Here is a 16,255-nt window from a genome sequence, read left to right as displayed (position 1 = left end):
CCTTTCAGGTGGTGGAGGGGGTGAGGGGGAGGGGTGCGCCGGCCCACAGGCCGAGGAGGTCGTGCATCTCGTCGATGACGTGCGCGGGCCGCCGCTCCGGGGGGCCGGTGAGCGCGGCGTCGATCTCCGCGTCGTCGGCCGAGCCGCCGCGCACGACCACCGCCGTGCCGACCCCGCCCGCGTGGGCCGCCGCGGTGTCGCGCCAGGGTTTGTCCCCGACGAACCAGCTAGTCGGCGGGGTCCACGCCCAGGGCGGTGACGGCGGCGCGGACGGTCGCGGGGTCGGGTTTGCGGCGGCCGAGTTCGTCGGAGTAGACGTGGGCGCCGATGAGGGGGGCGAGGCCGAAGCGGGCGAGCTCCTCACGCGCCGCCCGGCCGCACACGGTGTTGGAGACGATCGCGACCGGGATCGCGCGGTCGGCGCAGAACTCCAGGACCTCGCGGACGCCGCGGCGCGGGACCGCGTGGCTCTTGGACCGCGCGTACTCCAGGGTGAGCTGGGCCGACTCGGCCAGGAGCAGGGTGCGGGCGGGCTCGGGCAGGTCCCGCCCGACCATGTCGCGCCAGAACTCCCGCGGGGTGATCTCGGGGATCGGCCCCGAGTCCGGACGTGCGGCCTTCCAGGCGCGGTAGCGCTCGCGCCCCTCGCGGACGAGGGCGTCGACGGCGTCGGGGGGGTCGCGTACCCGACCCGGCCGAGCCGTTCGGCGACGCTCTCGGCGAAGGAGCGCCGGGCGTCCGGGGTCGGTGTGGACAGGACGACGACCCCGCCCTGGTCCAGCAGGAGGGCGCCGGGGAGCCGGTCGGATCCGCGCCGCGCGGCGGGGGGCCGACGGACGGGCTCCGGTGAGGAGGCGCCGGACGCGGGGCGGCTGTGCCGGAGGAGGTCCACCAGGCCCTCGGGGGTGTCCAGGACGGCGTCGGCCCGGTCCCGGACGGGGTAGGGCGGGGTGTCGGTGTGGTGGTGGCGGGTGAGGGCCACCGCTCCCACGCCCGCGCGCCGCCCGGCGACCACGTCCCGGTCCTGGGTGTCTCCGACGTACCAGCAGCGTTCGGGAACCGTGCCGAGCGCCCGGGCGGCGAGGCCGATCATCTCCGGGTGGGGTTTGCGGATGCCGACCTCGTCGGAGTAGACCTGCACGTCGAAGTACTCCTCCAGCCCGGCGTCGCGCACGAGGGTCCGGTGGGAGCGGCCGGAGTGGGCGTTGGAGACCATGCCGACGCGCACCCCGAGGTCACGGGCGACGGCGAGGAGGTCGCGGACGCCCGGCCGTACCTCGTGTTCGGACAGCAGCGGGGACATGGCCGCCAGGAGCCCGGCGGCGTCGCCCGCCAGCACCTCCCGTGCCCGCGCGTCCAGGTCGGAGGCGAGGAAGTCGGTCCAGATCGTGCGGTGGTCGAGCTCGGCGGGGGTGCGGCGCCGTCCGGCGGCGTTCTTCCAGTCCTTGAGCGCGGCGAGCCCGGCGTCGAGTGAGTCGCGCAGCGGGCCGACCGCCACGTCGTGTCCGGCGCGGGCCAGGACGCCGTGCAGGTGGCGGGCGACGTCGGCACGGCCGTCGGGGCGTTTGCGGGTCTGGAAGACCACTCCGCCGAAGTCGAGGAGGAGCGCCTCCGGACGGCGGAGCAGGGGCGGGGGAGGGTGGTCCACGAATGTCTCCTGTGGGGCGGGGCCGTGTTCACCAGCGACCGTAGGCACGCGCCACCGACACTGCGGATCCTGTGGGTGACCCGGGGGGAAACGAATCTGGAACGTTCCAGATTCGGATGGGCCGTGCCGCCCCGGACACGACACAATGGCGGGGTGACGACCACAGGCGGAGACGGGCGGGCCCGGCGCGGAGGACGTCCCACGATCGTGGACGTCGCCGCCGCCGCGGGGGTGTCCAAGTCACTGGTGTCCCTGGCGCTGCGCGGGGGCGACGGCGTGAGCGCCGCGACCAGCGCGCGCATCCTGGCGGCCGCGGAACGGCTGGGGTACCGTTCCAACGCCCTCGCCCGGGGCCTGGTCCAGGGACGCACGATGATCCTCGGGGTGCTCCTCACCGACCTGGCGAACCCCTACCACACCGAGGTCGTGGCGGGGGTGGAGGAGTCCGCGGACGCCAGGGGCCTCACCGTCCTCATGGCGCACGGACGACGCGACCGGGCGCGGCTGACCCACCAGCTCGACGCGCTGCTGCAACTGAACGTGGACGGCGTGGTCGTGGTGAGTTCCTGGGTCGAGCCGGACGCCCTGGCCGATGCCGCGCGCCGCGCCCCGGTCGTGATGGTGGGTCGCCCCGAGCGGTTCACCCCGGGGGTGGACACCATCGCCAACGACGACCGCGCGGGGGCGGAGGCGGCGGTCCGGCACCTGGCCGGGCTCGGACACGAGCGGATCGCCCATCTGGCGGGGTCCCGGCGCCCGGCCTCGCGCGCCCGTCAGGAGGGGTACCGGGAGGCCATGGCCTCCCTCGGCCTGGAGGGGCGCGTGGCGGTCCGGGAGGTCGGCGACGACCCGTGTGGACGGGAGGGCGCGGCCGAGGCCCTGCTGGCCGCCCGCCCGACGGGGGTCTTCGCCGTCAACGACCTGGCCGCGCTCGCGGTCCTGGACCAAGCCCACGCGGAGGGGATCGCCGTCCCGGATGAGCTGTCGGTCGTGGGGTACGACAACACCTCCCTCGCCGACACCGTGCGGCCGCGCCTGACCAGTGTGGACCAGCCTCGCCTGGTGATGGGGGGTCTGGCGGTGGAGATGGTGGTGGAGCGGCTGTCGGGGCGGAGCGAGGACCGGCACGAGGTCCTCACGCCGAGCCTGGTGATCCGGGCCTCGACCGCTCGTCCCGCCACGAAGGGGTGAGCCCGACCGGTCCCCCGGACCCTACGCGGGCGGCGCCGCGAGGCGCGACGGCCGAAGGGCCGGGCGGCGCGTCGGGGGTCCCGCCGAACCACAGGTGCGGGTCGCGGCGAGCGGCAGCCCGCACCTGGTGGACCTGACGGGACCTCACCCGCGCACGCGGGGGAAAGCCCCGCATCGGGGCTTGAGTTCTAGTAGTCGTTGCAACACCCCACGTCCCTAGGGGTGCGATGGACGACTTCGAGATCCGCAAGAGCCGGAAACCACAGGGGCGCAGGAAACTCCTGGCCGAGCGTTTGGCTAAGCTCCTGGCCGTGACCAGTTGATCAGCCTGTGTTGCGACGACCCCTCGAATTCACCGGGGTCCGGGGCTCACCCTCAGAAGAAACGACGAGACGACCCGGCGAGCGCGGTCACGCGCGAGCAGGGTCGTCTCGGAGTCACATCGGGGGTCCGGGGGTCGCCCCCCGGTAAACACGAAGGACGACCCGGCGAGGCGGCCGAAGGCCCCCGAGCAGGGTCGTCCTGAGTCCGTGGAGCTATGGGGATTCGAACCCCAGACCTCCTCCATGCCATGGAGGCGCGCTACCAACTGCGCCATAGCCCCTGGTGTGCCGGGCGGTTCCCCCGCTCGGCGTTGGCAATACTCTACCGGAGTCCGGGAGTGGGTCGTGCCATCGGCCTCCCCGGTGGATGGTGAGGACTCGCGGTCGGGGCCGAATACCCTGGAGTGGTGCCCGAATCAAAGCTTGAAATCCAGATGCTCCACGACCGCCTGTTGGTGAGAGCGGTCCCGGACAAGAGCGAGCGGCGTAGCAGCGCCGGTCTGGTCATCCCGGACACGGTGAAGCTGGCGACGAGGCTCGCCTGGGGTGAGGTCTGCGGCGCCGGAACGGGCGCCCGCCACGTCAAGACCGGCGATCGCGTGCTGTTCGACCCCGAGGACCAGGGTGAGGTCGAACTGAACGGCGAGCGCTACGTCATCCTGCGCGAACGCGACGTGCACGCCGTCGCCAACGAGTCCCCCGAACGGGGAACCGGCCTCTACCTCTGACCCGTGTTCCGTCGCCCGCCGTGCTCTCCCGCGCGGTGGGCTTCGCTGTCCGGTTCGGTTCGGCGGTTCGGCGGACACCGCCTTCACCGGGGACGGCGGGCGCATGTCGAGCACGTCGGAGGCGGGCGCCCCGGCGGCCCGGTCTTCGTGCCGTGGGCCGACGGCCCCTCGCGGGGGCCGGGCGCCCCCGCGAGGGCGGTTCACCCCTTGACCGCTCCCGAGGTCAGCCCCGCCACGATCCGGCGTTGCAGGACGAGGGCGAAGACGATGAGCGGGATCGAGACCAGGACCGAGGCCGCCATGATCTGCCCGATCGGGTTCTCGTAGCCGACCCGCTCGAAGGTGCCCACGAACACCGGGACGGTCTGCACGTTGAGGTCGTTGGGGGCGAAGGAGAAGGCCAGCAGGAACTCGTTGGTGGCGTAGACGAAGGTGAGGATGGCAGCGGCCCCGACCCCCGGCGCGGCCAGCGGGGCGACCACCCTCAGGAAGGTCTGGAAGGGGGTCGCCCCGTCGACCTTCGCCGACTCCTCGATCTCCCGTGGGATACCGGAGAAGAACGTGGTGAGGATGAAGATGGACAGGGGCAGGGTCAGCGCCACGTACGGGATCACCATGCCCGCGTAACTGTTGAGCAGGTTGATCCCGGTCCAGTCGTTGAGTTCCAGGTACATCTGGTACAGCGGGTTGACCAGCGCGACCGGTGGGAACAGGGTGGCGACCAGCGTCGCGGCCAGGATCAGGAACTTGCCCGCCAACGGCAGCCGGGCCAGCGCGTAGCCCGCCAGGGAGGCCACCGGCACGCAGATCGCCGTGGTGACCGCCGCGACGATCAGGGAGTTGCGCAACGCGAAGTGGAAGCCCTGGTCGATGACCTGCTGGTAGTTGTCCAGATTGAACGGACCCCGGAGGATGTTCGGGTCTGTCAGCGCCACCGACCCCGTGCGCAGGCTGGTCATGGCCATCCACAGGAACGGGAACAGGCACCAGCCCAGCACGAGGAGCAGGCCGAGCAGTCTGAGCGCGTGGCCCGCCAGCGGGGGCGTCCCCCGGCGGCGGGCGCGCCCCGACCGGACCGGGGCCGCCGTGTCGACCGTCATCGCCTCTCCTTCCCCGCCGCGTCACCGACCATGTGGCGGCCCATCCGGCTGATGAAGGCCAGTCCGACGAGCATGACGACGACGAACGTGACCGTGGACAGAGCGTTGGCGTAGCCCAGTCGCGGGTCGGCGACCAGGTACCGCTGGGCGTACACCGACAGGGTGGCGACCGAGTTGGAGTACCCCGCGAACACGTACGCGAAGTCGAACATGCGCAGCGCGTCCACCGTGCGGAACAGCAGCGCGACCACGATCGCCGGGCGCAGCAGCGGCAGGGTGACGTGCACGAACCGCTGAACCGCGTTCGCCCCGTCCACCTTGGCCGCCTCGTAGTAGTCCCTCGGGATGGTCTGGAGTCCGGCCAGGAGCAGAAGCGCCACGAACGGCGCCGTCTTCCACACGTCGGCGCTGATGATGCCGACCATGGTCCACGCCGGGTCCCGCAGCCAGTTGACGTCGGTGCCCAGCACCGCGTTCACGAAGCCCGGGTTGCGGTCGAACATGTACCGCCACACCTGGGCCGCGACCGCGGTGGGGATCACCCAGGGCACCAGGATGACCGCCCTGGTCAGCCCCCGGCCGACGAATGCCTGGTGCATGATCAGCGCGAAGGCCATCCCGATGACGAACTCCAGCGCCACCGACGCGACGGTGAACACCAGCGTGTTGCCGACGGCGTTGAGGAAACCGGAGTCGCCCAGCACGCGGACGTAGTTGTCGACGCCGACCGGCTCACGCCGGAAGCCGCGGATCTCGTACAGGCTCATCCCGACCGCGTAGAAGACCGGGAAGAGCGCGATCACGGCCATGAAGGCGAACGACGGGGCGAGGAACACCCGCCCCATCGCCCGTTCGCCCAGGCCCTGGCGGGTACGGACGCTCGGGGTCGTGGTCATGGTCCTACTCGTGTTCGAGGGCGGCCTGGGCCCCCTGGTCGACGGCTTCCAGCGCCTCGGCGGGGTCGCCCTGGCCGAGGTAGGCCGGGTGCAGGTGGTCCTGGATGGTCAGCGACAGGGCGTTGTAGCCGGGCACCGGGGGCCGGGCCCGCGCCTGGGAGAGGATGTCACCCAGGAGCTCGAAGTTGGGGTCGTCGACCTCCTCGTAGGCGCTGAGCAGGGTCGGGGGCAGGCTGTTGTCGGCCAGGATCGCCTGCGCCCCGGGGTCGGTGGCGGCCCAGACGACGAACTCGCGGGCGAGTTCGGGGTTGTCGCTCAGGGTGCTGACCGCGTTGTTGAGTCCGCCGAGCGCGCTGACGGTGCCCTCACCGGTGAAGGTGGGCAGCGGAGCGACCGCGAAGTTCCCGGCGACCGCGCTCTCCTCGCCGTCCTCGCCCTCCAGGAGCGGGATGGCGTAGGGCCAGTTGCGCATGTAGACGGCCTCGCCCGCCTGGAAGAGGGCCCGGGCGTCGTCCTCGACCATGGAGTCGAAGCCCTCCGCGTAGAAGCCGGTCTCGTAGGCCTCGGTCATGAACTCCAGGGCGGTCTCGGCGGCGTCGCCCTCCAGGAAGGTGCTGTTCTCCTGGGACGCGTCGAACAGCTCGCCGCCCGCGGACCAGTACAGCTCCAGGAAGTTGACGACGAAGCCCTCGTACTGGTCGCCCTGGCCGACGTAGGCGGAGATGCCCGCCTTCTCGGCCGCGGCGGTTCCGGTGTCGTAGAGCTCCTGCCAGGTGGTGGGCGGCTCGTCGACGAGGTCGGTGCGGTAGTAGAGGAACGCGCCGTTGGAGGAGTAGGGCAGCGCGTACAGCTCCTCCTGCCACTGGGCGCTGTCGAGGGCACCCGCCAGGCTGGCGCCCTCGACCTCCGGGCGCAGGTCCTCCAGGCTCTCGATGTAGCCGAACTCGGCGAACTCACCGGTCCAGATCACGTCCAGGCCGAGGACGTCGAACTCGCCCGCCTGGCTCTGGAGGTCCTGGAACATGGCCTGGCGCTGCTCGTCGGCGGTGGGCGCCAGGAAGAAGACGTCGACCTGGCGGTCCGGGTTCTCCTCGTTCCACAGGCGCACGACCTCCTCGTGGATCCGCCGATCGGCCCCGGTGACCGCCCAGACGATCTGGGGGTCGTCGGCCAGTCCGGCGGTCCCTCCCTCGGGGCCCGCCCCGCCCTCGCCCGGTGGTTCTCCGCAGGCCGTGGCCAGGGTCAGGACCAGTGCGCCGAGCCCGGCGGCGCATCCGCGGGCCACCGGCCTCCGGCGCCGTGCAACAACGGACATAGCACTCTCCTTTCGCGCCGGCCCGGGGCCGGACGCGCGGTGTCGAGCCTGTCGTGGTTCGCCCCCCGAGGTGTGTGAAAACGATGCCACCGAGAATGTGATGAAGTCAACAGTGCCCCTCGCCCACTTGTGGACGATTCCTCGCATCATCGGCGGATCGTGAACACGAAGCCATGAAAACGTTGCCATGACCCAGGCCACACTCCTACCGTGGTCGCATGGTGAACAGACCAGCGAGCATGCGCGACGTCGCCCGGCACGCGGGCGTGTCCCCGTCAACGGTCTCGCGTGTGCTGCGGGACGCGCCGGGGGTCTCCCCGCACGTGCGCCAACGCGTCCAGGACGCGGCCGACGAACTGTGCTACGTGGTCTCCCGCAACGCCTCGGGACTGGTGACGGGGCGCACCGGCCGGGTGGCCGTGGTCGCGCCCACCCTCCGTCCCTGGTTCTTCGGCGGGGTCCTGGCCGGTCTCGGCGACGCGCTGCGCGCCGCCGACCTCGACATGCTCGTCTACCAGGTCGGGGAGGTCCGGTCCCGGCGGGGCTGGACGCGCGCGCTGCCCCTGCGCCGCAACGCGGACGCGGTGGTCACGGTCGCCATGGACCTGTCCGAGGAGGAGTGCCGACGGCTGGACGACGTCGGCGTGCCCGCCGTCCTGACCGGGCAACGGGTTCCGGGGCGGGCCAGCGTGTTCATCGACGACCGGGAGGCCGCCGCCGGGGCCACCCGCCACCTGCTCAACCTGGGGCACACCCGGATCGCCTACATCGGTTCCCGGACCCCGGAGTGGTTCAGCGGCAGTGCCCGGGACCGTCTGGCGGGCCACGAGGCCGCCATGGCCGACGCCGGGCTGGACCCGTGGATCCTGGTCCGGTCCCCGGACCAGGAGGGCGGAGAGCTGGCCATGGGAGAGCTGCTGTCGGCCGCGGACCCGCCCACCGCCGTCCTCGCCGAGTTCGACGGCATCGCGATGGGCGCCCACCGGACGCTGCGCCGGTCGGGCGTGCCGGTGCCGGGGGCCATCTCGCTCATGGGCTTCGACAACCACGACGCGGCCTCGGTCCTGGACCTGACCACGGTCGACCAGTGCCCCTACGAGACGGGGCTGGCCGCGGGGCGGCTCACGGTGGACGTCCTGGCGGGCACGGCCCGGCCCGACACCCACGTCGAGCGGCCCACCCAGATCATCCTGCGACACTCCACCGCGGCCCCCAGGGGGACGCGCGGCCTGTCCTGACGCACACCCGACCACAGGGAGAACTCATGCAGCAGTGGTGGCGCGACGCGGTCCTCTACCAGATCTACCCGCGCAGCTTCGCCGACTCCGACGGTGACGGTGTGGGCGACCTCCCGGGGATCACGGCCCGCCTGGAGCACGTCCGCGATCTGGGGGCCGACGGGGTCTGGCTGACCCCGTTCCACCCCACTCCGTGGGCGGACGGCGGCTACGACGTCGCCGACTTCCGGGACGTGGACCCGCTGTTGGGGAGTCTGGACGACTTCGACGCGCTGGTGCGGACAGCCCACGGGCTCGATCTTCGCGTGGTGATCGATCTCGTGCCCAACCACACCTCGGAGGCGCACCCGTGGTTCCAGGCGGCCCTGGCGGCCGGTCCCGGTTCGCCCGAGCGCGACCGGTACGTCTTCCGGGACGGCCGGGGGCCGAACGGGGACCTGCCGCCGTCCAACTGGCGGTCGACCTTCGGCGGCCCGGCCTGGACCCGGGTGCCCGACGGGCAGTGGTACCTGCACTTCTTCGCCCCCGAACAGCCCGACCTGAACTGGGACGACCCCCGGGTGCGCGAGGAGTTCCGCGGCATCCTGCGGTTCTGGAGCCGCCGCGGGGTGGACGGGTTCCGGATCGACGTCGCCTACGGGCTGGTCAAGGACCTGACCGAGCCGCTGCGCGACCTGGTCCTGGTGGACGGCGGCCGGTACGAGGACATCGCGGCCAACCCGGACCACCCGCTCATGGACCGTCCCGGGGTCCACGACGTGTACCGGGACTGGCGCCGGGTGCTGGCGGAGTTCGACCCGCCCCCCACCACGGTCGGCGAGGTGTGGCTGCCCGCCGACCGCCGGATCCGCTACACCCGCCCCGACGAGCTGGACCAGACCTTCAACTTCGACTTCCTGCTCACCCCCTGGGACGCCGACGCCTACCGGCGCGTGATCGACGCCTCCATCGCCGACGCCGCGCGGACGGGCACGGTGGCCACGTGGGTGACCAACAACCACGACCTGGTGCGCCGGGTGTCGGTCCTGGGCCTGCCCCCGGGCACCGACCTGCGGTCCTGGCTGCTCGCCGACGGCCGCGATCCCGCCCCGGACCTCGACCTGGGCACGCGCCGCGCCCGGGCACTGGCCCTGCTGGCGCTGGCCCTGCCCGGCTCGGCCTACCTCTACCAGGGCGAGGAGCTGGGACTGCCCGAGGTCGCCGACCTTCCCCCCGAGGCGTTGGAGGACCCGCGCTGGCTGCGCAGCGGACGCACCGACAAGGGGAGGGACGGCTCACGGGTCCCGCTGCCGTGGACGGTGGACGGCTCCTCCCACGGCTTCGGTGCCGACGGTTCCTGGCTGCCCCAGCCCGAGGGGTGGGGTCGCTGGTCGGTCGAGGTGCAGACGGGGGATCCGGACTCGACGCTGAACCTGTACCGGCGGGCGCTCGCCGCACGGCGGGGGTTCTCCGCCGACGAGTCCCTGGTCTGGGACGCGGAGCTGAACCGCGGGCCGGTGCTGGCGTTCTGGCGCGGTCCGGAGGTCCTGGTCCTGGTCAACACCGGCGCCGACGCGGTGGGGCTGCCGCCGGGCGAGGTCCTAGTGGCCAGCGCCGACCCGAACGGGGCGCTGCCGGGCGACACCGCCGTGTGGCTGCGTCGTCCGCGTGCGTGAGGGAGGGTCGGACGACCGTCTCCCCGCCGACGCCCGGCGTCAGCCCCCGCCCGGGGCGCGCACGGGCGGGGAGGCGGCGCCCCACGCCACCACGCGGAGCAGCCTGAGTCCCGCCCCGGCCGTCAGTCCAGTTCGCCGACGTGGAGGACGACGACCCAGTCGTCGGTGAGCAGGAGGTAGTCCACCCACAGGAAGTCGTACTCGCAGCACCCGCCCGCCGAACCGGTCAGCGCGTGAGCGCGCCGCACCTCACCGAGGCCCGCCTCCAGCTCCAGGGCGAGTTCTTCGACGTGCCACCGCATGCGCTCACGCGGCGCCCTGGGCATCGACGTCCCGCCCCCACGCCGCACGATGTCCCCGAACAGCGCCTCGTACCACTCCCCGCGCAGCTTCCGCGCCTTGTGGAGTCGCACCTCGAAGGGCAGCCCCCGGTACACCCGCCGTGCCAGGTCCTCCGCGTCCGCCCCGTCCGTACGCAGCCGGGCGCGCGGGATCACGCCGGTGAGGTCCACGCTGAGACCGGTGGCGGTGCCGCGCCCCTCCCAGACACCCTCGATCCTGTCGGCGTGCCGTCGGACGCGCTCCCCGACCTCGTCCGCGTGCGTCCGCCGCGCCCCGCCCGTCCCGGCTCTCCCGTCGACTCCCACACCCGGATCGACGGTCACCGCGGCTCCCCGGTTCCGTGCATCGGGGGTCTGGGGGTCACCCCCAGAAGAGACGACGAGACGACCCGGCGAGCGCGATCACGCGCGAGCAGAGTCGTCTCGGAGGCGAGTTGGACCTTGGGCGACCCCAGTACAAACCACGGGGCACAGCCCCGCGTTGTCAGGGTATGGCCCATCCACCCCACCGATCAGCGCGACCCGGGCCACAGGGGGGTACCTCGGGGGGTTCGGGGGGTCGCCCCCGGTAAACACGAAGGACGACCCGGCGAGGCGGCCGAAGGCCCCCGAGCAGGGTCGTCCTGAGTCCGTGGAGCTATGGGGATTCGAACCCCAGACCTCCTCCATGCCATGGAGGCGCGCTACCAACTGCGCCATAGCCCCGTGTGGGAGTCGTGCGGGTGCGTGACCCGCCGACTCCCAGAACTGTAGCGGAATCCGACGCGAACGTCGAAACGGAATCCCGGTCAGGTGTCGTCGCTGAGCACGACGGGCTCCGGCAGGCTATCACCGTACTAGTGGTACCCATGAGGATAGGGGGACACCATGACCACGTTGAGCCCAACCCTTGACCAGCACCTCACCGGCCGCGAGTACCTACGTGTCTCCGTAGACAGATCCGGCCACGAAAAGTCCAACGCCCAACAGGCACGACGAGAACGTGCGCGCCGCCGCTGGGCATGGCATCACCATCTCCGACGCCCCGTACTCCGACATCGGCAGCGCCAGTAGGTATGCCCGTCGCCCGCGCGGCGACTACGCCCAGTTGATACAGGACCTGGAATCCGGCCGGTTCGGCGCACGGGTGTTGGTGCTCTGGGAAGGGTCGCGCGGCTCCCGCCGATCCCTGGAGTGGTACACCCTGATCGAACTCTGCCGCGAAGCCGGAGTACGGATCTTCATCACCAGCCACGATCGCGTGTACAACCCTGCGAACTGGCGGGACAGGAAGGCACTCCGCGACGACGCGTCGGCTTCGGAGGCATCCTCAGACGAGACAAGCGCCCGCGTCTCGCGGGACATGTCAGACATCGCCCGTAAAGGGCACCCCCACGGGCAGGCACCGATCGGGTTGCGAGCCGTCCACGACACCCGTACCGGGAAGCTCGTCACATGGGAGGAAGACCCGAAGTACGCACCCCTGATCCGCGAGCTGTTCGACATGGTCCGGCGAGGGGTGAGCATCCGGGGTGCCACCATGCAGATGAACGCAGACGGTTGGCGGAACCGGTCCGGGAACCCGTTCACAGACCAGCACGTGCGAAGTCTGTTGAAAAAGCCCGCGTACGCGGGCTTCCGCAGCCACCACGGCACGATGTACCCCGCCACGTGGGAGCCGATCGTGGACACTGAGACGTTCTGGGCGGTGCAGTCTCGGCTGTCGGGCACCCGGAAGGGTGCCCGACCGGGGCGTGCCGGTCACCCGTTCACGATGACCCTCAGGTGTGGCGTGTGCGTTGGTCCGCTGTCCAGCTTCAACCCGACCCGCCCCACACCCGATGGCCCCCGGTACAGGTGCCACCGGAAGGGGTGCGTGCGGGTCGCCCAGGCCCCCGTCGACGAATTCGTCACAGAATTGATTGTCGGGTACCTGTCTCGCGCGGACGTGTACGAGGATCTGTCCCGCCGGTGGTCGGGGGCTTCGGGTGAACTGTCCGATGTTCGTGGACAGTTGGCCGAGCGGCGCGCAAACTTGGCGGAATTGGAGGGGGCCGAGCCAGCGACGTTGGCGGAGGCGCGCGTGATAGCGAGGTCGATCGAGACCAACGAGTCGGAGATCTCCGACTTGGAGAAGCTGGAGCGTGAGTTGTCGACACCGCCCGACCTGCTGGCGCTGATCGAGCCGGGCGGTGACGTGCGCGGCCGGTGGGAGGCTACACCGCTGGAGGTGAAGCGCAGGGTGGCGAGGCTATTGCTCGTGCCCGGGGTCCTGGGTGAGGTGCGTATCCGTAAGGCCGCGCACCGTCTGGAGCCCGCCACGGATCGGCTGGTGATCCGAAGGGATTAACGTCGACCCCCCGAGTTCCTGGAGAACAATATCGCCTACGACCTCAATAAACTGCACGAAACCCCCGCAGTCGCAGAGGCTGCGGGGGTTTCGTGCGTGTGACACCGGACGAGGCGACCTTCATCAAGGCTGCGTGAATCTCCTCAGCGCCTCGTGAGTCTCCACACGCGTAGGGAGATAGGGATTCCCGAGCCACGGCATGACGTCTTCAACACCCCACAGCCACCCGCAACCCCCGGCTCCTCACCACCCGACCCGCCGGGATACCGGGGAGCCTCGGCCGGGACCCCACCGGCACCACCGGGGGGTAGGGGGCGGCGGTAGGTGACAGCCAGCGACCCCGCGCCACCCTATTTCCCCCCTCCCCTCAGCGTTTTGAGCCCCCGACAAACATTGGTACAAACATCCTCCGGTTAGCTACCACAGGTAGAGCCCCCAGCCGTGAGGGGTCGGCCGGGGGCTGGCGAGGCAACCTCAGGACAGGGACTCGATCAGGTCCTCCTGGGCTGAGCGCAACCGCTCAAGTTGTTCTGGGCCGTGACGTTCCTCGATGTCCGGACGCAAGAGTCGATAGGAGGCCCACAACATGCAGGCTCGCCCCTCTGGAGAGAAGAGATCGTCGTGGAAACGACGTTGGACCTCATCGGCCAACTCCGGCACGAAAAAGGAACAGGCCCACAATGTCGCAGGATCGGCTCCCCTGGGTAGCCTGCCCCAGCACTCCCAGTCCAGGATGCACAGGCGGGGTGCGGTGAGGTTGCCCCAGTGCAGGTCACCGTGCCCAACAACCCAATCCCAGGTGCGGGTTTCCAGTTCCAACCCCGCATGTTTCTTCAGGTCCCTCACGATCGGCCCCGGGGGAAGGGAGACGCGCCTAGTCGTGGTGTCGGACAGATTCACCAACGCCTGCGTCAGATCCTCCCACCACTTCTCATTCACGTCGGGAACGTGGGTCGGTGTGGATCGGGGACAGGCGACCGGATCCTCGGCCAGGGTCATCTCCTCAGCCCGGAAGATGACACCCGCATGTGCCCAGTGGCATGCCTGGATGAACTCAGATCGGGGGACACCCTGGATACCGAGTGACTCCTCCAGCCCACTCAGCTCACGAGAGAAGATACTCCCAGGCTGATACCAGTTCAGACGAACCCAGGTTCGCTCCTGAGTCGGCATGCCGATGGATGGGTTGCTATTACCCGGGGTCTGTCCTTCGCGTATCAGACGCACGCCGAGGCGACATTCCGCCTCGTTGAGGATCTGATCCCGAGAGATCCCCACGCCTTGCAAGGTTCGTGCGCTCCATGCGGTTTCGATGGTGTGGGACACCACGGTTGCCCCCTCAGTAGCTAGGGTTACCGATATCGCAGGTGCAGTCGCTCATCTCTTTGTTGCAGTCTCCGCACACTTCACCGGACATGTTGACTCCTTCGTAGTAGAACTCATCATGGTCAGGGCAGAACCTGCCCGTTTTGTACATCAACTCACTTACAGGTGTCTCAGGTGTCCATTCTCAACGTCCCTCCTGGATGATAGATGTACTCATTCTGGTTCGTGAGGCGGACGCGAGAACAGCGTTCGCCTCGCTGTGGCACATCCCGTACTGGCGAGTGAGAACCCAATAACAGGTGTGCCAGGTTCCGGTGGTGTCGCCCACGGACCACCAGCCGTTGCCCAGATAAGAGACCACGGGGTCACCGGTCGGCACCGTCGACTCCCCAACGTCGGATGTCCACGGGGAGCTTGGTGTCGACGGGGAACGCATACCAGGTGGTTCCGAGTCGGATGTGGACGCTACCGCCGTAGGGTGGGTTGGCGTCGGTTACGGCGCGGATCTCGTCATTGGGCATCAACACGATGTCTCGGCGCTTCAATTGGTCGGCGCGTCGGGGTTCCCACTGGGGCATGCGGTCACCTCCGGTGTTGGGTGGCGTGCAGGCGGGACCCGAGAGTCTCGGCGGTGTCGGCGCGGATGATGTCGTCGGTGTCGCCAGTCTCGGGGTTGGTGTGGCGGGCGACGTACCCGTCTTCGGCGGCCGAGATCGTCCACGCGGGATGGAGTCGTCGGAGGGCCGTGAGGGCGGCGGGGGTGGTGCTCTGGCGCTCTTTCATGGGACCAAGGTCACACCACTACTACGGCCTGTCTCTACTGGGTGACGGATGCGCGCAAACAGCGCTACCGTCCCTGCATGGAGAGCAAAGTCTTTTGCGCATCCCTGACGCGGGCACGCAAAAATATGGGGCTGTCCAAGTCCCAGCTAGCCTCCCGCGTCAGCCGCTCCCCGTCCACCGTGACCAGGTGGGAACGGGGCGACTACCTCCCCGACCGTGACGATGCCGAAGAGCTGGACCGGGTGCTCAGGTGTGGTGGTGAACTGCTCAGGGACTGGCAGATTGACATGACTGGGGAGGTGGTCGCCCCGTGGAAACAGCGCATCCCCGACCTTGAACGCAACTCGGTGGCGATCCACCTGGTCTACCCGTACGGCATCCCTGGCCTGGTGCACGCGAGGGCATACGCGGAACTGTTGCTGAGGGAAGGGCAGTACCCGGGATCTGACGATGTGATCCGCGCCGAAGCCAAGGCACGTGCCGGGCGTTACGATGCGCTCGCCGCTAACGGTGCGCCCTGGGTGACGGCAGTGTTCCCAGCATCGTGCCTGTCCCGTCTGCCCCCACCGGTCAGGAGGACACAGGCTCGGCGATTGGTTGACCTGGTCGAGGGTGGCCGCCTGACCGTGAACCTGTTGGGTGAGGACGCGATTCTCGACATGGTCGCTCCGTTGATGAGTTTCCACCTCACGGACGGAACCCGGGTTCTGGCCAGCGAACACAACTGGGACGTTGTGACGCACGGCAAACCAAGACAGATAGAGGTCCTGACAGCCCGTATCCAGCGGGCGACTCAGGTTGCCCTGTCCGCAGGACAGTCAATCGAGATGGTGAAGGAGATGGCGACGTGAACGACTGGCACAAGTCCAGTTACAGCCCCAGCACATCAACGTGCGTCGAGGTCCGTGAGCATGAGTCCGGGGCGGACGTCCGTGACACTGAGAACCGCGAGGCAGGACACCTGCCGTTCCCCTCGGGGGAGTGGGTGGCTCTCCTAGCGGGGGTGAACACGGACCGGTAGCGCACGATCGTGAACATGATGAACCCCCGGCCACCTTAGGCCGGGGGTTCGTGCTGTGTTCTAGGACTGGTCGGTCATGGCGGCTACCGCCCGGAGAGCGCCGCTCACGGTGCCCTGGACATCGCGGTTGAGTTCGGTGTCCCGCACGTCGTAGAGCCGGTCGAACAGTTCGTGCACCGCGCCGTCTGTGTCGGCGGTGCCGAGCCGGACCGTCGCGGTCCACGTCTGGCGGGTGCTCCCGTCATAGGTGAGCGTGACCGTGGGCGCGTCGCTGCGCTGGGTGTCGATGACCAGGTTCAGGTCCTCGGCCACGTCTTGTAGGTCGATGGTGGTCATGGTGCCCGCCTCCCGGAGTCGCAGG

General features: G+C 70.0%; 16 protein-coding genes, 2 tRNA genes and 3 pseudogenes. 8 read left to right on the top strand and 13 right to left on the bottom strand.

Features of this window, described 5'->3' with window-relative positions:
* Positions 1–4: 4 nt before the first annotated feature.
* The 3 genes and pseudogenes from DVR05_RS27505 to DVR05_RS27970 all read right to left on the bottom strand — a co-directional run.
* Positions 5–364, bottom strand: a complete 360-nt coding sequence (locus tag DVR05_RS27505) for an HAD hydrolase-like protein (RefSeq protein ID WP_232832224.1) — start codon at positions 362–364, stop codon at positions 5–7.
* A pseudogene (locus DVR05_RS27500) lies at positions 294–557 on the bottom strand (hypothetical protein); the annotation flags it as partial. The pseudogene DVR05_RS27500 and the gene DVR05_RS27505, both read right to left, overlap by 71 nt.
* Before the next feature lie 455 nt (positions 558–1,012).
* Positions 1,013–1,585, bottom strand: a pseudogene (locus DVR05_RS27970) (HAD family hydrolase); the annotation flags it as partial.
* 216 nt (positions 1,586–1,801) lie between these two features.
* Between DVR05_RS27970 and DVR05_RS18985 the strand changes: the two are divergent.
* Positions 1,802–2,839: a LacI family DNA-binding transcriptional regulator gene (locus DVR05_RS18985; RefSeq protein ID WP_116247259.1), complete on the top strand. Its 1,038-nt coding sequence runs from the start codon at positions 1,802–1,804 to the stop codon at positions 2,837–2,839.
* Between the two features lie 531 nt (positions 2,840–3,370).
* On the opposite strand, the gene DVR05_RS18980 is transcribed toward DVR05_RS18985, so the two are convergent.
* A tRNA-Ala gene (locus DVR05_RS18980) sits at positions 3,371–3,443 on the bottom strand.
* A 153-nt stretch (positions 3,444–3,596) separates the two neighbouring features.
* Here DVR05_RS18980 and DVR05_RS18975 point away from each other — a divergent pair.
* Positions 3,597–3,890, top strand: coding sequence for a co-chaperone GroES (locus tag DVR05_RS18975; protein ID WP_017597826.1), 294 nt, complete (start codon positions 3,597–3,599; stop codon positions 3,888–3,890).
* A 200-nt stretch (positions 3,891–4,090) separates the two neighbouring features.
* Here DVR05_RS18975 and DVR05_RS18970 read toward each other — a convergent pair whose 3' ends face one another.
* The 3 genes from DVR05_RS18970 to DVR05_RS18960 are packed head-to-tail and all read right to left on the bottom strand — an operon-like array spanning position 4,091 to position 7,201.
* Entirely contained in the window at positions 4,091–4,990 is a 900-nt protein-coding gene (locus DVR05_RS18970) for a carbohydrate ABC transporter permease (protein ID WP_116247258.1), read from the bottom strand.
* Complete coding sequence (locus DVR05_RS18965) at positions 4,987–5,835, bottom strand: carbohydrate ABC transporter permease (RefSeq protein WP_116247329.1); 849 nt, start codon at positions 5,833–5,835, stop codon at positions 4,987–4,989. Before DVR05_RS18965 ends, DVR05_RS18970 begins: the two co-directional genes overlap by 4 nt.
* A gap of 55 nt (positions 5,836–5,890) precedes the next feature.
* Complete coding sequence (locus tag DVR05_RS18960) at positions 5,891–7,201, bottom strand: ABC transporter substrate-binding protein (RefSeq protein ID WP_116247257.1); 1,311 nt, start codon at positions 7,199–7,201, stop codon at positions 5,891–5,893.
* Positions 7,202–7,419: 218 nt separating this feature from the next.
* On the opposite strand from DVR05_RS18960, the gene DVR05_RS18955 reads away from it, so the two are divergent.
* On the top strand, positions 7,420–8,439 hold the full coding sequence (locus DVR05_RS18955; RefSeq protein WP_116247256.1) for a LacI family DNA-binding transcriptional regulator: 1,020 nt from the start codon (positions 7,420–7,422) through the stop codon (positions 8,437–8,439).
* 26 nt (positions 8,440–8,465) lie between these two features.
* Positions 8,466–10,094 carry a glycoside hydrolase family 13 protein gene (locus DVR05_RS18950; RefSeq protein ID WP_116247255.1) on the top strand — a complete coding sequence of 543 codons (1,629 nt, stop codon included), beginning with the start codon at positions 8,466–8,468 and terminating at the stop codon, positions 10,092–10,094.
* Between the two features lie 122 nt (positions 10,095–10,216).
* On the opposite strand, the gene DVR05_RS18945 is transcribed toward DVR05_RS18950, so the two are convergent.
* Entirely contained in the window at positions 10,217–10,759 is a 543-nt protein-coding gene (locus DVR05_RS18945) for a hypothetical protein (RefSeq protein ID WP_116247254.1), read from the bottom strand.
* Positions 10,760–11,067: 308 nt separating this feature from the next.
* Positions 11,068–11,140, bottom strand: a tRNA-Ala gene (locus DVR05_RS18940).
* Between the two features lie 268 nt (positions 11,141–11,408).
* On the opposite strand from DVR05_RS18940, the pseudogene DVR05_RS27775 reads away from it, so the two are divergent.
* Together DVR05_RS27775 and DVR05_RS18935 are read left to right on the top strand one after the other, a co-directional pair.
* Positions 11,409–11,789 (top strand): annotated as a pseudogene (locus tag DVR05_RS27775) (recombinase family protein); the annotation flags it as partial.
* Positions 11,778–12,764 carry a recombinase family protein gene (locus DVR05_RS18935; protein WP_255423097.1) on the top strand — a complete coding sequence of 329 codons (987 nt, stop codon included), beginning with the start codon at positions 11,778–11,780 and terminating at the stop codon, positions 12,762–12,764. The pseudogene DVR05_RS27775 and the gene DVR05_RS18935, both read left to right, overlap by 12 nt.
* Positions 12,765–13,238: 474 nt before the next feature.
* Here the strand turns inward: DVR05_RS18935 and DVR05_RS18930 are convergent, their stop codons facing one another.
* The 3 genes from DVR05_RS18930 to DVR05_RS18920 form a co-directional block, all read right to left on the bottom strand.
* The gene (locus tag DVR05_RS18930; RefSeq protein ID WP_157982478.1) at positions 13,239–14,090 is read right to left on the bottom strand and encodes a hypothetical protein; all 852 of its coding nucleotides are present in this window, start codon (positions 14,088–14,090) and stop codon (positions 13,239–13,241) included.
* 365 nt (positions 14,091–14,455) lie between these two features.
* Complete coding sequence (locus DVR05_RS18925; RefSeq protein ID WP_116247251.1) at positions 14,456–14,668, bottom strand: hypothetical protein; 213 nt, start codon at positions 14,666–14,668, stop codon at positions 14,456–14,458.
* 4 nt (positions 14,669–14,672) lie between these two features.
* Complete coding sequence (locus tag DVR05_RS18920; protein WP_116247250.1) at positions 14,673–14,873, bottom strand: hypothetical protein; 201 nt, start codon at positions 14,871–14,873, stop codon at positions 14,673–14,675.
* 77 nt (positions 14,874–14,950) lie between these two features.
* Between DVR05_RS18920 and DVR05_RS18915 the strand changes: the two genes are divergently transcribed.
* Both DVR05_RS18915 and DVR05_RS18910 read left to right on the top strand, forming a co-directional pair.
* Complete coding sequence (locus DVR05_RS18915) at positions 14,951–15,724, top strand: Scr1 family TA system antitoxin-like transcriptional regulator (RefSeq protein WP_116247249.1); 774 nt, start codon at positions 14,951–14,953, stop codon at positions 15,722–15,724.
* On the top strand, positions 15,721–15,894 hold the full coding sequence (locus tag DVR05_RS18910) for a DUF397 domain-containing protein (RefSeq protein WP_116247248.1): 174 nt from the start codon (positions 15,721–15,723) through the stop codon (positions 15,892–15,894). Before DVR05_RS18915 ends, DVR05_RS18910 begins: the two co-directional genes overlap by 4 nt.
* Before the next feature lie 60 nt (positions 15,895–15,954).
* Here the strand turns inward: DVR05_RS18910 and DVR05_RS18905 are convergent, their stop codons facing one another.
* On the bottom strand, positions 15,955–16,230 hold the full coding sequence (locus tag DVR05_RS18905; RefSeq protein ID WP_116247247.1) for a hypothetical protein: 276 nt from the start codon (positions 16,228–16,230) through the stop codon (positions 15,955–15,957).
* Positions 16,231–16,255: the final 25 nt, after the last annotated feature.

This window comes from Nocardiopsis sp. FIRDI 009 (assembly GCF_003386285.1).
Lineage (GTDB): Bacteria > Actinomycetota > Actinomycetes > Streptosporangiales > Streptosporangiaceae > Nocardiopsis.
Note: the sequence above shows the minus strand (reverse complement) of the source record. Positions and strands in the feature narration are given on the sequence as shown.